Annotated in this window: 16 protein-coding genes; 9 read left to right on the top strand and 7 right to left on the bottom strand. The window is 56.9% G+C overall.

Annotated features, from left to right (window positions below; all coding sequences use genetic code 11):
- The first annotated feature begins 55 nt into the window (after positions 1–55).
- The 3 genes from ACS7SF_RS23070 to ACS7SF_RS23060 all read left to right on the top strand — a co-directional run bounded on the left by ACS7SF_RS23070 (position 56) and on the right by ACS7SF_RS23060 (position 2,775).
- Positions 56–475 carry a nuclear transport factor 2 family protein gene (locus tag ACS7SF_RS23070; protein WP_439892817.1) on the top strand — a complete coding sequence of 140 codons (420 nt, stop codon included), beginning with the start codon at positions 56–58 and terminating at the stop codon, positions 473–475.
- A gap of 226 nt (positions 476–701) precedes the next feature.
- Complete coding sequence (locus tag ACS7SF_RS23065) at positions 702–1,229, top strand: hypothetical protein (RefSeq protein ID WP_439892816.1); 528 nt, start codon at positions 702–704, stop codon at positions 1,227–1,229.
- Positions 1,230–1,710: 481 nt separating this feature from the next.
- Positions 1,711–2,775, top strand: a complete 1,065-nt coding sequence (locus tag ACS7SF_RS23060; RefSeq protein ID WP_439892815.1) for a porin — start codon at positions 1,711–1,713, stop codon at positions 2,773–2,775.
- Positions 2,776–3,040: 265 nt separating this feature from the next.
- Here the strand turns inward: ACS7SF_RS23060 and ACS7SF_RS23055 are convergent, their stop codons facing one another.
- On the bottom strand, positions 3,041–3,802 hold the full coding sequence (locus ACS7SF_RS23055; protein ID WP_439892814.1) for a FadR/GntR family transcriptional regulator: 762 nt from the start codon (positions 3,800–3,802) through the stop codon (positions 3,041–3,043).
- A 108-nt stretch (positions 3,803–3,910) separates the two neighbouring features.
- Between ACS7SF_RS23055 and ACS7SF_RS23050 the strand changes: the two genes are divergently transcribed.
- The 4 genes from ACS7SF_RS23050 to ACS7SF_RS23035 are packed head-to-tail and all read left to right on the top strand — an operon-like array spanning position 3,911 to position 7,372.
- Positions 3,911–4,633 carry a gamma-glutamyl-gamma-aminobutyrate hydrolase family protein gene (locus ACS7SF_RS23050; protein WP_439892813.1) on the top strand — a complete coding sequence of 241 codons (723 nt, stop codon included), beginning with the start codon at positions 3,911–3,913 and terminating at the stop codon, positions 4,631–4,633.
- A gap of 19 nt (positions 4,634–4,652) precedes the next feature.
- Positions 4,653–5,522, top strand: coding sequence for an ABC transporter substrate-binding protein (locus tag ACS7SF_RS23045; RefSeq protein ID WP_439892812.1), 870 nt, complete (start codon positions 4,653–4,655; stop codon positions 5,520–5,522).
- Positions 5,519–6,625 carry an amino acid ABC transporter permease gene (locus tag ACS7SF_RS23040; RefSeq protein WP_439892811.1) on the top strand — a complete coding sequence of 369 codons (1,107 nt, stop codon included), beginning with the start codon at positions 5,519–5,521 and terminating at the stop codon, positions 6,623–6,625. Before ACS7SF_RS23045 ends, ACS7SF_RS23040 begins: the two co-directional genes overlap by 4 nt.
- A gap of 3 nt (positions 6,626–6,628) precedes the next feature.
- On the top strand, positions 6,629–7,372 hold the full coding sequence (locus ACS7SF_RS23035) for an amino acid ABC transporter ATP-binding protein (protein WP_439894461.1): 744 nt from the start codon (positions 6,629–6,631) through the stop codon (positions 7,370–7,372).
- A 661-nt stretch (positions 7,373–8,033) separates the two neighbouring features.
- Here ACS7SF_RS23035 and ACS7SF_RS23030 read toward each other — a convergent pair.
- The 6 genes from ACS7SF_RS23030 to ACS7SF_RS23005 form a co-directional block, all read right to left on the bottom strand.
- Positions 8,034–8,483 (bottom strand): GlcG/HbpS family heme-binding protein, encoded by a 450-nt coding sequence (locus ACS7SF_RS23030; protein WP_439892810.1) that lies wholly within the window; start codon positions 8,481–8,483, stop codon positions 8,034–8,036.
- 119 nt (positions 8,484–8,602) lie between these two features.
- A complete protein-coding gene (locus ACS7SF_RS23025; protein ID WP_439892809.1) occupies positions 8,603–10,060 on the bottom strand; it encodes an NAD-dependent succinate-semialdehyde dehydrogenase in 1,458 nt (485 codons plus the stop codon).
- A gap of 109 nt (positions 10,061–10,169) precedes the next feature.
- Positions 10,170–10,475: a DUF1330 domain-containing protein gene (locus ACS7SF_RS23020; RefSeq protein ID WP_439892808.1), complete on the bottom strand. Its 306-nt coding sequence runs from the start codon at positions 10,473–10,475 to the stop codon at positions 10,170–10,172.
- A 2-nt stretch (positions 10,476–10,477) separates the two neighbouring features.
- Positions 10,478–11,164 carry a type 1 glutamine amidotransferase domain-containing protein gene (locus tag ACS7SF_RS23015; protein WP_439894427.1) on the bottom strand — a complete coding sequence of 229 codons (687 nt, stop codon included), beginning with the start codon at positions 11,162–11,164 and terminating at the stop codon, positions 10,478–10,480.
- Between the two features lie 104 nt (positions 11,165–11,268).
- Positions 11,269–11,874, bottom strand: a complete 606-nt coding sequence (locus tag ACS7SF_RS23010) for a TetR/AcrR family transcriptional regulator (RefSeq protein WP_439894426.1) — start codon at positions 11,872–11,874, stop codon at positions 11,269–11,271.
- A 116-nt stretch (positions 11,875–11,990) separates the two neighbouring features.
- On the bottom strand, positions 11,991–12,644 hold the full coding sequence (locus tag ACS7SF_RS23005) for a hypothetical protein (RefSeq protein ID WP_439894425.1): 654 nt from the start codon (positions 12,642–12,644) through the stop codon (positions 11,991–11,993).
- On the opposite strand from ACS7SF_RS23005, the gene istA reads away from it, so the two are divergent.
- Positions 12,613–13,953, top strand: a complete 1,341-nt coding sequence (gene istA, locus ACS7SF_RS23000; protein WP_439894424.1) for an IS21 family transposase — start codon at positions 12,613–12,615, stop codon at positions 13,951–13,953. The genes ACS7SF_RS23005 and istA overlap by 32 nt on opposite strands.
- Positions 13,950–14,699 (top strand): IS21-like element helper ATPase IstB, encoded by a 750-nt coding sequence (gene istB, locus ACS7SF_RS22995; RefSeq protein WP_439894423.1) that lies wholly within the window; start codon positions 13,950–13,952, stop codon positions 14,697–14,699. The genes istA and istB overlap by 4 nt, the downstream gene beginning before the upstream one ends.
- The last annotated feature ends 99 nt before the right edge of the window (positions 14,700–14,798 follow it).

Genomic DNA, 14,798 nt, shown 5'->3' with positions numbered 1-14,798 from the left:
CATTCAGCACGACTTGATTTTCGTGCTACTACCACATCAACCAAGGAGACACAGGATGTCGCAAGTTCAATCGGAACAGCAGCTGGACCGGGAATTCCATGAGGCCATTGCTTCCAAGTACGCTGTCTTGACCGATGGCTTCGCAAAGAACGATTCCGGCACGATTGCCAACGAGTTCTTCACGCCGGATGCGTGGTCGGTTGGCGAGGGCGAAGAGACTGCCGTGGGCGCCCACGCTATCGACCGACTGTATGCCGACTTCGTGGGCGCGTACACCTTCGAAGCAAAGAGCGTATCCGCTCACCGCGTGGGTAACGCCGGTTGGGACTTTGCTGAAGTGACGCTCGTGTCCACTGATGGCCAAAAAGAAGTTCACCCCTATAAGGTCCTCTACGTCTGGGAACGCATCGACGGCGTCTGGAATTGCAAAGGACAGATGTACGTTGAAGGCAGCTTTAAGGGAGCGGTTGTCTGAGATCGGCGAATAGCTGTCCTTGCCTCGCTCACTCGCGGTTGCGCTGCCCGCGAGGCAAACGTCAGCTTCCAGCATTCAGACTCTTCTGATCGCGTCGGCCCAGGGTTACCTTGCCCATGGCTATGCGGACCAGGAATCGCACCGTCCAGTGGTTGAAAGCGTTGCTCGTGACCGTTCAAGCGAACGGAGAGACTGTCGGCTAACGCGCCTATACAACAAATCCGCCATGGCTGCTCCATCGCGCCCACAACGGGCAACGACCACCCGGCTTCAACCGCGCCTAAGCGCGTTGCTTGGGCAGGTCCGCGAGACCAGTCGGCATGCCATCCGAATTGCGCGCGAAGATGCCCAGCATGGCAAGGGCGATTTTGTCGATTGCCTCGCTCGGCTATATGACCACTGGATATGCTTCAGTCGGGGACCACAGCGCCTAATCAAGATTGCCAGCGCCGCCGAAGTCGGTGCACTGAGTCTGCAGCATCTGCAGCATGGCGAGGCGGACATCAATGTGACCGACGACCCAGCCCTGCGCGCACTCTACTGGACCACCGCACGTCGCTGGAAAAACGCTCGTCGGGACGTGATGAACGTCGAATCGCACATCGCCCAGAAGCCTGACGGCAACCAACTGAACCCAGAGCAACAGGCCGGCACGCTCCGCTGTCGATGCAAAGAGTGCACTACGCAATTGGCACGCCATCGAGCCGCCCACGAGTTGTTTGCCGCATGGACGGCAATAGCCGCCCGACTATAACCGGACCGGCAGCCTCAGCTGGCGAGCCCTGGTCTGTCGGGCCAGAGCTACTTTTAGCTCATCGCGCCGACGCTTACTTCCGCCGCCGAGACGGCGATGTCTTCGCTCCATCAATCACGCCCGCGCCGTGCTCCAGTCCGCAATTCAATCGTAGAGCGAGTGCCTGCCAGCAGATTCGCTGACTCAAGGTCCCTTACGTCACCAGCTTCGGGTAAGTACGTATCCCTCCCTTATTGAACATTAACCTCTATATGTTAGAGTCTTAATGGGCGAGCATCCCGATACGGAGGAAGGAGGAGGGGCGCCCCAATCGTCTACACCGCGACCGGCCCAAGTGATCTCGTCTTACCGAAATCGTCGTTTGGGGTTATTTCCCGGGCATGCGGGAACGTAGGTGCAATGGCGTTCAATATCCGTGTTTTCACACGGGGTGGACGCCCTTTTATGTAATAAAAGTCGATAATAAAACTGGGATGTTTTTATGAAGATTGCTCTGAGTGCCATTGCGGCATCGATCCTGGCCGGACTGAGTTCCGCTTCTTACGCACAATCAAACCTTACGCTTTATGGCGTGGCTGATGTTAGCTTGGTTTGGCAGAATCATGCCAATCCCCAAGGACAGAGTCTTTTACAGATGTCTAATGGGGCAATTAATCACAGCCGCTGGGGGCTGACTGGTGGCGAAGATCTAGGCGGAGGAACAAAGGCGTTCTTCAAATTGGAGAGCGGCTTCAACCTCCAAGATGGAAAAATGGCATCCAGCGGAGTGATTTTCGACAGAGCTGCGTTTGTTGGCCTTTCCGGAGATTATGGAAAGCTATCCCTCGGGCGGCAAAACACTATCTTCTACAATACCATGCAGGTCTACGACCCACTGACGGTCGGTGTTTACTACAACACAGCGTGGTGGTATGGGACCGATCAAGTCCGCAGATCTAGTTCCATCAACTATAGTAAAGATTTTGGCCCTGTAACCGTCGCCCTCGAATATGGAGTTGGCGGCGTTCCAGGCAGCATAGCAACGGGATCGCAAATTGGCGCAGCCATTTCATACTCTCAAAATGGCTTCTCAATTGGGTCAACTTACCAACAAACGAAAAGCTCAACAGGAGCAGGCGCACAGCGGTTGTTTGGCGCCGGCGCGTCCTATGCGATTGGATCGGCAACTTTGTACGCAGGCTACCAGAATAACCACGACTTAGCCGGCATCGGTGATGGGCAACTCAATATTATCGGAGCGCCGAGTGGCACGACGGATGTTGCACGCAAAGATTCTGGATTTTTTGCAGGGGTATCCTATCAATTGACGCCTCGCATCTTGCTGCGAGAGGCTTATTATTACGACAGAATCCGCGACGCCATGAAAACCCCAGGGAACAATGGCGTCAGGTGGTCAGTCGTATCGGAAGCTGAGTATTCTTTCTCGAAGAGAACAAGCGTTTACACCCAAGTGGATTTTAATCACGTAAGTGGTGCAGCGAATGTTCAGCTCCCAGGCGGAAATAGCCAAACTGAAGTTGCGGTCGGGCTGAGGCATTGGTTTTAACCGCTTACTTTTAAAAAGAGGGGGGACTCCCCCTCTTTTTTCGAAGACTGCGTGCATCACCGTTTGGACTCAGTTGTAGAGTCTGCCCGCATTGGCCAACAGCGCGCGAACCACCCTCCCCGCGGCCCAGCATTCGCTCTTTCGAGCTTCCTATCCCCCAACCAGTCAAAAACGATCCTTGCTGCTCATCTGAACATTGATGAAGCGAGGGCGCACTTTGCCTCACGCTTCGTGCCAGACCGCTGCCATAGCTTGTGCTCGCTGGTTAAGTTGTTGAACGTCTGCGACGACTCACGGGAGCGCCCGACGTGGTTATCAGGCTAAACACCCAGTCGTAAGTCGATTCAACGTGCTCAATAGTCTCCTGCCGAGCGCCCTCCGCATCCCTCCGAAGAATCGCAGCGACAAGCGGATGATGCTGCATCGCGCGCGTTGTCTTGGCCAGTGACGGAGTCGGCTGCGCCAAAATCAATTTAGTGAGCTGCTTCTGAATTTGGATTTCTTGCTGGACCAAGTCCGCAGATTTCGAGACTTCTGCAATCAACGTATGCAAACGTGCGTCTGCAATCCGGCGCTGCGGGTCAATTGGCGTACAGCGTTTGAACTCGTCTGCAGCAGCTTGGATTGCTGCGAAATCTTCGGCCGTACCTCGCTGAGCCGCAAGATATGCGGCTTCTCCCGAAATGGCTCTACGCCAGTCGGTCAGGCTACGAAGCTCCTCGACCGTCATCGTGGTCGCCTTGGCGGCCTCCCTTAGGCGCTCTGCCAAGTCGATCGAAACATAGGTCCCTCCGTGCCGGCCTCGGGTGGTTTCGACCAAGCCGATCTCGCGAAGTGATGCAAGTGCGTTCCGCAACGTCATTGGCGCAACGCCAAGCGCACGCGCGAGTTCACTTTCCGAAGGCAGTCTGTCCCCCGGCTTGAGTTCCCCAGCCGTAATCCTCTCTGTGAGGCGCCGCACGATGGCCTCCGGGGCACTTTGCCCACTTACTGGGGTAAGTCCTAATGCCGAAAAATTCTTGACCATAACATCTATATGTTAGAGTTTTAGATAGTACAACACTTTAACGTATAGATGATATCGAACATCGACTGCGGCGCCACCCGGAACCCTCGCGTCTTGGTTTCCGGTTCCATGGACTCAAAGCTGGTGTCGCCCGAGCTCAACGCAACGCTTCGAACACTAACCAAGAGCGTGACCGATCAACTGGCGGCCGCCGGACTGGATGCCGACGTTGTCGATGCCGCAACTTCGTGCGAAGCCGCAGAGGATCTGACGAGTCTGTATGACGGTCTGGTGATACTCGGTGGGGGTGACATCCATCCGGAAATCTATGGGCAGCAAGCAGCAAGTTGCCTCTCATATGGAATCGATGTCAAAGCGGACAACTTTGAAATTGGCCTCGTTCGCTCGGCCATAAGCGTCGGGCTTCCTCTTGTTGGCATCTGCCGCGGAATGCAGATTCTGAACGTTGCCCTTGGCGGCACGTTGATTCAAGACCTTGGGCCCGAGACGATGCACAACTCCACTTCCGATAACGCTTTCATGACTGGACACAGCGTGCGAGTCCTTCGGAATACGAGGCTGGGGGAAATTTTTGGCGAGTGCGACATGGCGATTCGGTCAGGCCACCACCAAGCGGTGGACCGATTGGGTGACGGACTAATCATTTCTGCGTTCGCAGCAGACGGAGTGGTAGAGGCAATTGAGCTGGACGGACATGCGTGGGGCGTTGGCGTCCAATGGCATCCCGAAGAATCGCTTGCTGACACAACCCAAATTGGTAAGTTGTTCGAAGCATTTGCGCGGCATTGCACCGTATTCGCAGAGCGTCGGGCACTCACTTCCTTGTCGTAATTGCTATCAGGAGATAGTCGTGCTGAAACGTTCTTCGCTCATCAACTCCGCCTTGCTCGCCGCTGCACTTGCAAGTGCATGTTCAGCGTCGTTTGCCGCCACTTCGGCGCCGAACGGATTCTCTTTCGGTTCCTGCAAACTGACAGGAAAACCTAGCAGCGTTACGCTCGCAACGCAGGAAGCGGACACTCTGACAGTTGGTACCGTCCTTCCTAATCCAGGATGGTGGAATGGCATCTCGCCAACAGCGGTCGATAGTGGCTTCGAATACTGCCTTGCTGCGAACGTTGCTTATCGTGCAGGTCTGCACCATGTGAAAATCAAGAACATGGCCTGGGACCAGTTCATTTCCGGTACGGCAACGAATTACGACATTGCATTGGCAACCATTACGATCACGGACGCTAGAAAGCGAGTTTTCACTTTCTCTCGACCCTATTTCTCATCTAATCTCGGCGTAGCAACAACAGGTTCCTCGGATGTTTCGGAAGCTAATCTGCGCGGAAAGCGAGTCGGCGTTCTCCAAGGGAATGCAGGATCAGATTGGGTGAACCACGTTCTGAAACCTCGAAGTGTGGCCGTGTATCAAAGCCAGCCGGATATGTTCACGGCCCTGATCGCTGGTCAGGTCGATGCTGTCATCACAGATACAACGCTAGCGCTAGCCCAAGCTAAGACATCCAACGCAATGGTACGGGTTGTGGCGCAATTCAAGATTGACCAAGGTTACGGCGCCATTACACCGCCCGGCTCGCCCAATTCCAAAACCATCGATTCGATTGTTGGCGAGTTTTCGCAGGACGGAACGCTCAAAGAGCTTTCCGCTGCATACCTTCAACCGAAGTTCGGTGTGGACCCTGCATCCGTTCCGTTCTGGAGCGTGAAATGACAACCACAGCCGCACCATTGGACCGAACTCCCAATAGGGGAGCTCTGAGTCCAGCATCGCCAAGCCTTGGAATCTCGGTTGCATCGCTGCTATCGGCGCTGGGCCTACTGATCGCTATTGCCACCATTGGAGGCAACATCGCTCGAAATGCCACCACTGATGCGACTCATGCAATTGGCGTTGCATTGAGTACCGTGGGAGTGGCGGCAAGCGTGGGGATTCTTTTCTTTGCAGTTCGCGCTATGTTTTCTTCTCGCCGCAGCGGACGAGAGGCAAAGCTTGGACAGGTGCTGGCCTCGCGCGCAAGCGCGGAACTCGCACGTCAGGATGCGCTGATTGCATTTGGACTCATGTTCACGCTGTCGATTGGCGTTCTTTTGCTGCTGGCCGTTGCGATGAACAACGCCAGCATTCAAAAGACGTTTTTCCGCTGGGATTTCATCCGCGAGAGCGCCTTAGATATCTTTAAAGCATTTTGGCTCAATATATGGATGGCAATTGTCGCCCAATTCTTTGTTTTGATCTTGGGCCTTGTTCTCGCCATAGCTCGCATGGTACCCGGAAGAGCTGGCAAGCCGGTGCGTGCATTGGCAATCGCATATATCGATACGATGCGAGCTGTGCCAGCCATCATCATCCTCTACCTTATTGGGTTCGGATTGCCGATCGCGAAAGTACCCATTATTAGCGACCTATCTCCGGAATTTTTCGCCATTCTTGCGCTCACTCTGACATATAGCGCATATATGGCTGAAATATACCGTTCTGGCATCGAATCCATTCACCCGTCACAATGGTCGGCCACGCGTTCTCTTGGTTTTTCTTACGGGCAGACGCTCCGTTACGTGATCTTGCCGCAGGCGATTCGTCGGGTTGTTCCCCCGCTGCTTGGAGCCTTCATTGCTTTGCAAAAAGATACGTCGCTCGTAAATATCATTGGAACGATGGACGCATTTAACCAAGCCAAATTCTACGCCTCCGCCAACTTCAACCTATCCTCGGTTACCGTGGTGGCGCTGCTGTTTGTCGCAGTTACCATTCCTCAAACTAGGTTCGTCGATTGGATGCTGGCTCGCGGCACCAAAGTTAGAGCAAAGGGTTAAATGATGTCGTTCATCGAACTGTTTGATGTAAAAAAAAGCTACGGCCAACATGATGTTTTGAAAGGCATCAATCTAAACATAGAAAAACATCAGGTCGTTACGTTAATTGGGGCATCCGGAAGTGGAAAATCCACGCTGCTTCGTTGCTTGAATTCCCTGGAGGCAATTGATGGGGGCCAGGTTCGAATCGCCGGCGATGTGGTTTCTGGCCCAGGTGTAAACGTCAATCAGCTGCGCCGAAAGGTTGGTATGGTTTTTCAATCATACAATCTCTTTCCGCACATGACGGTTGTGGACAATATTGCCCTAGGCCCTATCAAGCTTTTGGGCAAGAGCAAGAACGAGGCGCAGGCGGAAGCGCACGAATTGCTGAAGCGAGTGAACCTCCAGCATCGAGCTAACTACTACCCAGATCAACTTTCAGGGGGACAACAGCAGCGGGTCGCCATCGCACGCGCGATCGCAATGAAACCGGAAGCGATTTTATTGGATGAGATTACTTCGGCACTCGATCCCGAACTTGTCGCAGAGGTCCTGAACATGGTGCGTGGCTTGGCTCGCGACGGCATGACCATGATCCTGGCCACGCACGAGATGCATTTTGCTCGTGAGGTTTCGGATCTGGTTGTGTTTTTGGAGCAAGGCCATTTGCTGGAACAAGGCCCTCCAGAGCAAATCTTCGGTGATCCCGTGGAGCCTCGTACGCGTGAGTTTCTTAAGCAGATCATTGAGGCTGGGCGGCTCTGAACGGGCGGTGTTTCGTCCTTACGCTGGCTTACTGCTGATGCATGTGACATGACATCGGCGCAATACATCAGCAGCATGGCTACTTAGGCTGACGTCGGTCCGAGTTGGCGGCAACGTACGAGCACTTCTGCATCAAAGTGCCTTGGCTGCCCTCCTCTGTCTAGCTCATATCGAGCTCACGCTATCGCTCTTGTTCTGCGTCGAGCTTGCCGCGGCAATCGCGTCCACGGAAGGCCGCCTTCATGGCGGCGAACCGGTCGTTAAGATTCTGTAAGCGAGTTCACGGCTCAGGGCGAAGCAGTCCTTCTGAACTGGAAAAATTCGGACTAAATCGAACTCCAGAGGTCAGCTGCGAAATTACATCCCAACTGCACACCCAGTTGCATTCTCAGTGCACACCCATGACCATTTGTACTGCGCACCAGTTTCATCTTATTGCACAGGGGGGGGCGCGTTTTCAGCGTATCTGACCACTTGTTCCGGTCGCGCTGACCGCTTCCGGCACTCTCCGCTGGTTGCGACTGAAATATGCAGCTCTGCTGTCATCATGACTCTGAGCCAAATCTGGCCGAGTTCGGCCAACGGCCGGTCGCTGTTTCCGCAGACCGGCCATTTGAGTGGCCGCTTCGATCGGTTATTCCTTCAGACCAGACCCTAGACCTTATCGCAGCTCGAACCCTTGGCTTTTCAAAGCGACGATGCATGCATCGTGGTCCTGTTGCGTGGTACCGCCCGAGATGCCAATTCCTCCAACGACCTCGCCATTGAGAATGATGGGGTAGCCACCGCCGACCGCGACGAGTCGAGGACGATGCGCCAGTTGGGCGACCTGCCCATTATCGAGGATCTCGTTCCACGTCTGCGTGGCCAAGCCAAACGACGCTGCGGTCCAAGCCTTGTCGGTGGCGACGTCAGCAGTCAAAAAAGCCGCTTTGTCGGAACGCTCGAAAGCCTTCAAGTGGCCGGCTGCATCGGTAATTGCGATCGTTACTTCGATGCCGATAACGCGGCAGGCCGTGCGTGCGGCATCGATCAAGGCCAATGCAGCATCGCGGGTAATGTTTGAGCTGGCGACCGTTTGGCGGGACGGGGTAATTGCTGGTGCGTTCATATTGCCTCCGATTGCGTGGCGGGTTGTCATGAGGCCAATTCTGTATTGGCGACCTAGTTGTATTGGTAGATAAGGCGCGTACTGGCAGCCTCACCGGGGCGGCTATTGCTTGTTCGCGCTTACATACCGCCGAGGCTGATGTATTTGAGGTGCAAGTATTCCTCGATGCCATGTGAAGAACCTTCACTACCGATGCCACTGTTTTTGACACCGCCGAACGGCGCGACTTCGGTCGTGACCAGGCCCGCGTTGACGCCGACCATGCCGCTCTCCAGCGCACGCGACATGCGGAACACGCGAGATAGGTCGCGGGTGTAGAAATATGCGGCCAATCCAAACTCGGTGGCATTCGCCTTGTCGATGGCTTCCTGCTCGTCCTTGAAGCGGAACAGTGCTGCCACCGGGCCGAAGGTTTCTTCGTGGGCGATCAGCATGTCGTCGCTTGCATTGGCGATGACGGTCGGCTCGAAGAACGCCGCGCCAAGTGCGTGAGGCTTGCCGCCGGCGAGGATCTTTCCGCCTTTGGCTTGCGCATCGGCAACGTGGCTCGCGACTTTTTGTACCGCTGCAGCATTGATGAGCGGGCCTTGCTGCACGTCCGGCTCGAAGCCGTTGCCGACCTTGATCGCACGCACATGCTCGGTGAAGCGGCGGGCGAACTCGTCGTAGATGCCGTCCTGCACGTAGAAGCGATTGGTGCAGATGCAGGTCTGCCCGCTGTTGCGGTACTTGGATACCAGCGCGCCTTTGATGGCCGCGTCGATGTCGGCATCGTCGAACACGATGAACGGTGCGTTGCCGCCCAGTTCCAGCGAGAGCTTCTTCATCGTTTCTGCGGACTGTCCGTACAGCAGCTTGCCGACCCGGGTGGAGCCGGTGAAGGTCAGCTTGCGCACACGCGCATCGGCGGTCAGTTCACTACCAATGGCCGACGCATCGCCCGTCACCACGTTGAGCACGCCTGCCGGGATGCCCGCCTTCTCGGCCAGCACGCCCCACAGCAGACCGCAGTAAGGCGTCAGCTCGGCCGGCTTGATCACGATCGTGCAGCCTGCCGCCAGCGCTGGCGCAACCTTGCGCGCCAGCATCGAGAACGGAAAATTCCACGGCGAAATCGCCGCCACCACACCGACCGGCTCGCGTGTCACCAGGATCTGCCGATCTTTCCATGGCGACGGAATGATCTCGCCATTGATGCGACGAGCTTCTTCGGCGAACCACTGGATGTAGTCGGCGCCGAGTTTCATCTCGGTACGGGCCTCGGCCAGCGGCTTGCCTTGCTCCAGCGTGAGCATGGCGGCCAGCTCGTCCATGTTCTCGCGCACGATGCGCGCCATCGCTTGCAGCAGTTCCGCACGTTCGGCGGCCGTGGTCATTGACCAGTCCGTGAACGCAGCCTGGGCGGCGTCGATAGCGCGATGGGTTTCAGCCGCACCAGCTCGAGCAATCGTGCCGATCTGCATGCCGGTGGCGGGGTCTTCCACGGCGATGGTGTGACCATCATCCGCAGCGACCCATAGGCCGTTGATGAAATTGGTTTCGCGCAACCAGCCGGCGGACTTGATACGTTCCAGCATAGGATCACCTTTATTCTGTTAGGGCGGACGTTGTCGTCTCAGCCCTGCGCCGGCGCGCTTGCATCAGGACAACCGCGCCGGCAGGACTTCTTGTGTCGTGTCGCGGCAATCAAGCCGCCGGTTTCGCATCGATGCCTTCGACGATGAAGACGCGGTAGTCCGCGCCGCGCTGGCGGTGAACGCGCGCCGCCTTATAGGCCGAGCTGTCGTACCAGCGGCGGGCGTCTTCCATCGTAGGGAAGCGGTTGATGACCACGCCATCGGCCGGCGCACCTTCCAGCGCGTCCAGCGCGCCGTAGAAGGCCAGACGTTCAATGTCGTGTCCTTCACGCGCGAGCGGGGCCAACCGGGCGTAGGTATCCATCTCCGCCTGATCGGTCACGCGCTCACGGATCATCACCACGTAGGCACCCATGCTTACTTGCTCACACCGACCTGCTTGAGCAGCAGTTGCGCAGTCGGAGTCGAGGATGCCGGGTTCTGGCCGGTAATCAGCAGGCCATCGCTCACCACATACGGTGCCCAGTCGTCGCCGCGCGAGAAGTTGCCGCCCTTGGCCTTGAGTTCGTCTTCGACCAGGAACGGCACCACATCAGTGAGTTCCACGGCCGCTTCCTCGGTGTTGGTGAAACCGGTGACGCTCTTGCCTTCGACCAGCGGGCGGCCATCCGGCTTCTTGACGTGACGCAGTACGCCCGGCGCGTGGCAGACTAGTGCGACCGGCTTGTTCGCGGCGAGAAAGGATTCGATCAGGGCGATCGAATGCTTATCCTCGGCCAAGTCCCACAGCGGACCGTGGCCGCCCGGATAGAACACCGTATCGAAGTCGGCCTCGTTCACGCTGTCCAGACGCACGGTCGCGGCCAGCTGAGCCGTTGCTTGCGCATCGGCCTCGAAGCGGCGGGTGTCGTCGGTCTGGAAGGCCGGTTCGTTGCTCTTGGGATCGAGCGGCGGCTGGCCACCCTTGGGCGAGGCCAGCACGATCTGGGCACCGGCGTCCTTGAAGGCGTAGTAAGGGGCAGCCAGTTCTTCGAGCCAAAAGCCGGTCTTGCGGCCGGTGTTGCCGAGTTGGTCGTGCGAGGTCAGAACCATCAGAACTTTCATGTTACTTCTCCATTTGAGGGCAAAAACACAATTAGACCGGTCGTCTACAAAGTAGGTGCAAAAAAAGCACTTCACGAAAAGTGCGGCTGCGTCTTCCCTTCCGGTCAGCGGGAAAGATGCAGTATCTGGCGAGTGGTCATCATGGCCGTCTCGAAAGGTTGGGTATTGCGAACGATCTTCACCATCACGCTAGCACCCAGCCACAATTGGTAAAGGCTTTGCGCCACGGCGTCGGGCGTGCCATCGACGGACAACGAGCCCTCCGCCATGCCGGCCTTGATGGCACGCGCCAAACGGTCGGTAATGCCGGCCGTTCCACGCTTTAGCGCCAAGCGCATGGCTTCCGACAGGTCTGCGACTTCCGCGCCCAACTTCACCGCCAAGCATTTGCCTTGGCAGTCGAAGAAGGATTGCGTGTCTTGCCAGTTTTGCCAGTAGTTCATCAGGCGCTGAGCCATGTTCAGACCCGCCGCGTTCAAGGTGGCATCCAGGTCGGTCAGGTAGTCCTCGAAGTAGTCTTCGAGCATAGCTTCCCCGAGGGCGTCCTTCGAGCCGAAGTAGTAGTAGAACGACCCCTTCGGAACGCCTGAGGCGGTCAGAATCTCGTTGATGCCAACGGCGGAAAAACCCTTGCCGGCCATGAGACGTTGGCCATTGGCAAGGATGTTCTTGCGGACATCGTTGGTTTTGGTTGGGGGCGACGTGTTCATGGTGCTTACTATAGCCACAATTAGACCGGTCGTCTAGTGATTGTATTGGGACTGTTGCGGAATGTTCCCAATTTGTTCATTTTTACGCAGCGCTACTGGGTTTCCGCATGGCCGCCTCACCGGTCCGCCAAAGCGGGGGGCTGACTCTTAGTCCATTCGAATGTGTCGAACTTGGCCTCCAGCTCATCCCATAGTGCGTCGTTAGGAATCCGCCCGTTGGAATTACGGTTCAGATGAGTCCAACCCCACAGCCAATCCAGGCAGTGATATCGCCAAAGCCCCCATTGCTTTCTGGTGGGCGGGCCCTCTCGCCAGTCTGGCAACAGCAGGATCTGCAGGCCAAACTGCGCGTCTAGGCCCTTCTCGCCGTTGAGTAACTTTTGCATGGCCTGGCAGCGGGCGAACCAGGATGCGAAGGGGTTCAGGTCGCGGACTTTGTACAATTGGCAATACAGCAGGTGGACTCCGCGCACGTAGAGGGCTTCATCCAGAGCGAAGCGCCCATCCTCCCAGTCCGTGCGATCAAACACCTTGGCCCAAAACATCAGGAACAGCTCTTCAGCCATATGGCGCCGATGGAACTCCATGCCAAGCATCAGCAGCAATTGGTAAAGGAGTCCTGCCAACTGTCGCATGTCCTCAAGACGGTCATGATGTCGTGCCTCCAGCCAGAGCAGCAGCAATGCAGTTAGTGCGTCAAGATTTCCCAGTTTGACCAGGCGCCGGCCCTGCGACAGGGTGAATGCCAACCGCCAGTTGGGAGCGGTCATCCCATCGTGCGGCTTACGGTACAGCGTCGTCTGTACCCTAGGCTCCAGCTTCTCGAGCCAGGCATCAAGACGGGGTACACAGGCCTCGCCTACGCAATACACCCGTCTGTATCGTGCCTGGCGGCGAAGCTGCAAACTCAGCCTGCGGCTAAGCCACCCGCCCGGCGAAAAACTGTTCGTTGATTTCTGCGGGCGCACCATGCCAATCCGCGACGCCAACACCGGTGAGATCATCTTTGCTCAGGTATTCGTCGGTGCGCTGGGGGCATCGGGCTACCTGTTCGCTACGGCGGTGGCATCGCAGAAGATCGAGGATTGGCTCAAAGCGCACGAACGGATGCTGGCCCATCTCGGCGGGGTGCCGCGTTATGTGGTACCAGACAATCTGAAGGCTGGCGTCTTGAAGCACGACCGGCAGGCGCTGATTCTCAACCCCGCCTATATGGAGTTCGCCGAGCATTACGACTTCATCGTGCTGCCAGCCCGGCCACGCAAGCCCAAGGACAAATCCATGGCCGAGATTGGGGTGCAGATCGTGCAGCGCTGGGTCTTGGCACGTCTGCGCCATCAAGTGTTCTTCAGCCTAGTCGAGCTTAATGCTGCACTCGGCTACTGGATGGAAAAGCTGAATGAGCGGACAACCCGGACCTATCCGGTCAGCCGTATGCAACGCTTCCTGGATCTGGATGCCCCCGCACTACGGCCGCTGAACCACCATCCCTATCCTTACAGCCAATGGCGCTATCGCATCCGTGTCGATGAAAGTTATCACGTGGAGCATGAGAGGCACCTGTATTCCGTACCGTACACCTTTGCCCACCGGCACGTGGACATCAGGGCCTCTGCCGACGAGATTCACATCTACCACCAGCGCAGACTGATCGCGGCACATCTGCGCTTGGCACAGCTCGGCAGAACGACACGAGACGAACATCTACCTCCCCATCATCTGATGCAACGAGATGGCTCGCCCGACAGTCTGTTGGCCTGGGCTAAATCGCTGGGGCCGGCGACGTTCGCCTTCCTTGAGCAAAGCTTCAAAGAAAAGCGCCACTTCGCTGGCCGGCTGAAGGCAGCGCAAGCACTCAGGCGCGATGCGCGCCGAGAAGGTTGGCAGGATCGCATCGAAGCAGCATGCGCCTACGCCTTGAGCCTGCATTGTTTGAGCTTCGACCGGTTGCGGAGCATTATCCGCACCCGCGCCGACGCCCGCACCGAGCAGCAAAACGCAGTGCCCGTCCAGCAGCACGGCAACCTGCGTGGCGCAGGCTATTACGGCGAACAACTCGCACAGGAGGCACAGGCATGACACAACCATACTCGATGACCAGCCAAATGCTCGGCCAACTGGGATTGCACGGCATGGCCGATGCCCTCGAACGACAACAATCCGACCCCGCATTTACCACCATGCCATTCGAGCAACGCCTTGGCCTGCTGGTCGAGTTTGAGTTGAGGAACAAGGAAAACCGCAAGGTGGAAAGGTTGCTCAAAAAGGCCAAACTACGCTACAGCCAGGCGGTTCTGGAAGACATGGACTACCGAAACGGCCGGGGCCTGGACCCTCTACAGATTCAAACCTTGGCGACAGGCGACTGGATGCGGCACAAGCAGAACTTGATTCTGACCGGTGCGACGGGAACGGGGAAAAGTTGGCTGGCTTGTGCATTCGGCCAACTGGCCTGCCGCCAAGGCACCGGTACCCTATATATGACCGCCACCCGTCTATTCGAGGAGTTGGCCAACAGCCAAGCGGATGGAAGCTTGCCAAAACTGCGGCGGCAGCTGGTCTCCACCCCTCTGCTGATTATCGATGACCTGGGCATTGGAGGCATCAATCCGCAACTGGGCCCGGTACTACTGGACATCCTGGATCACCAGTCGATGATCGGTTCGCTGATCCTGACCAGCCAATACCCGCCAAGCGCTTGGTACGACCTCTTTGGAGATCCAACAATAGCCGACGCCATCCTGGACCGGATCGTACACCGGGCACACCCACTGGAGTTGAAAGGGGAGTCGATGCGGAAACTGAGGGCTAAGAAAACAACATAAACTGATTACCTGCGCACCCGTCAGGTCGAGGGTGCGCAAGCGATGCAATTGGGCGTGCAATGGGAATGCAATTGAGTGCTCAAGTCCGTGCAATTACGC

The organism is Ralstonia sp. 25C (genome assembly GCF_051904805.1).
In the GTDB taxonomy this organism is placed as follows: Bacteria; Pseudomonadota; Gammaproteobacteria; order Burkholderiales; family Burkholderiaceae; genus Ralstonia.
Note: the sequence above shows the minus strand (reverse complement) of the source record. Positions and strands in the feature narration are given on the sequence as shown.

Bases quoted from the DNA above. Each gene is read 5' to 3' on its own strand.
- ACS7SF_RS23070 (WP_439892817.1), top strand. From the start codon at position 56: ATGTCGCAAGTTCAATCGGAACAGCAGCTGGACCGGGAATTCCATGAG.
- ACS7SF_RS23065 (WP_439892816.1), top strand. From the start codon at position 702: ATGGCTGCTCCATCGCGCCCACAACGGGCAACGACCACCCGGCTTCAA.
- ACS7SF_RS23060 (WP_439892815.1), top strand. From the start codon at position 1,711: ATGAAGATTGCTCTGAGTGCCATTGCGGCATCGATCCTGGCCGGACTG.
- ACS7SF_RS23055 (WP_439892814.1), bottom strand. From the start codon at position 3,802: ATGGTCAAGAATTTTTCGGCATTAGGACTTACCCCAGTAAGTGGGCAA.
- ACS7SF_RS23050 (WP_439892813.1), top strand. From the start codon at position 3,911: ATGGACTCAAAGCTGGTGTCGCCCGAGCTCAACGCAACGCTTCGAACA.
- ACS7SF_RS23040 (WP_439892811.1), top strand. From the start codon at position 5,519: ATGACAACCACAGCCGCACCATTGGACCGAACTCCCAATAGGGGAGCT.
- ACS7SF_RS23035 (WP_439894461.1), top strand. From the start codon at position 6,629: ATGTCGTTCATCGAACTGTTTGATGTAAAAAAAAGCTACGGCCAACAT.
- ACS7SF_RS23030 (WP_439892810.1), bottom strand. From the start codon at position 8,483: ATGAACGCACCAGCAATTACCCCGTCCCGCCAAACGGTCGCCAGCTCA.
- ACS7SF_RS23025 (WP_439892809.1), bottom strand. From the start codon at position 10,060: ATGCTGGAACGTATCAAGTCCGCCGGCTGGTTGCGCGAAACCAATTTC.
- ACS7SF_RS23020 (WP_439892808.1), bottom strand. From the start codon at position 10,475: ATGGGTGCCTACGTGGTGATGATCCGTGAGCGCGTGACCGATCAGGCG.
- ACS7SF_RS23015 (WP_439894427.1), bottom strand. From the start codon at position 11,164: ATGAAAGTTCTGATGGTTCTGACCTCGCACGACCAACTCGGCAACACC.
- ACS7SF_RS23010 (WP_439894426.1), bottom strand. From the start codon at position 11,874: ATGAACACGTCGCCCCCAACCAAAACCAACGATGTCCGCAAGAACATC.
- ACS7SF_RS23005 (WP_439894425.1), bottom strand. From the start codon at position 12,644: ATGACCGCTCCCAACTGGCGGTTGGCATTCACCCTGTCGCAGGGCCGG.
- istB (WP_439894423.1), top strand. From the start codon at position 13,950: ATGACACAACCATACTCGATGACCAGCCAAATGCTCGGCCAACTGGGA.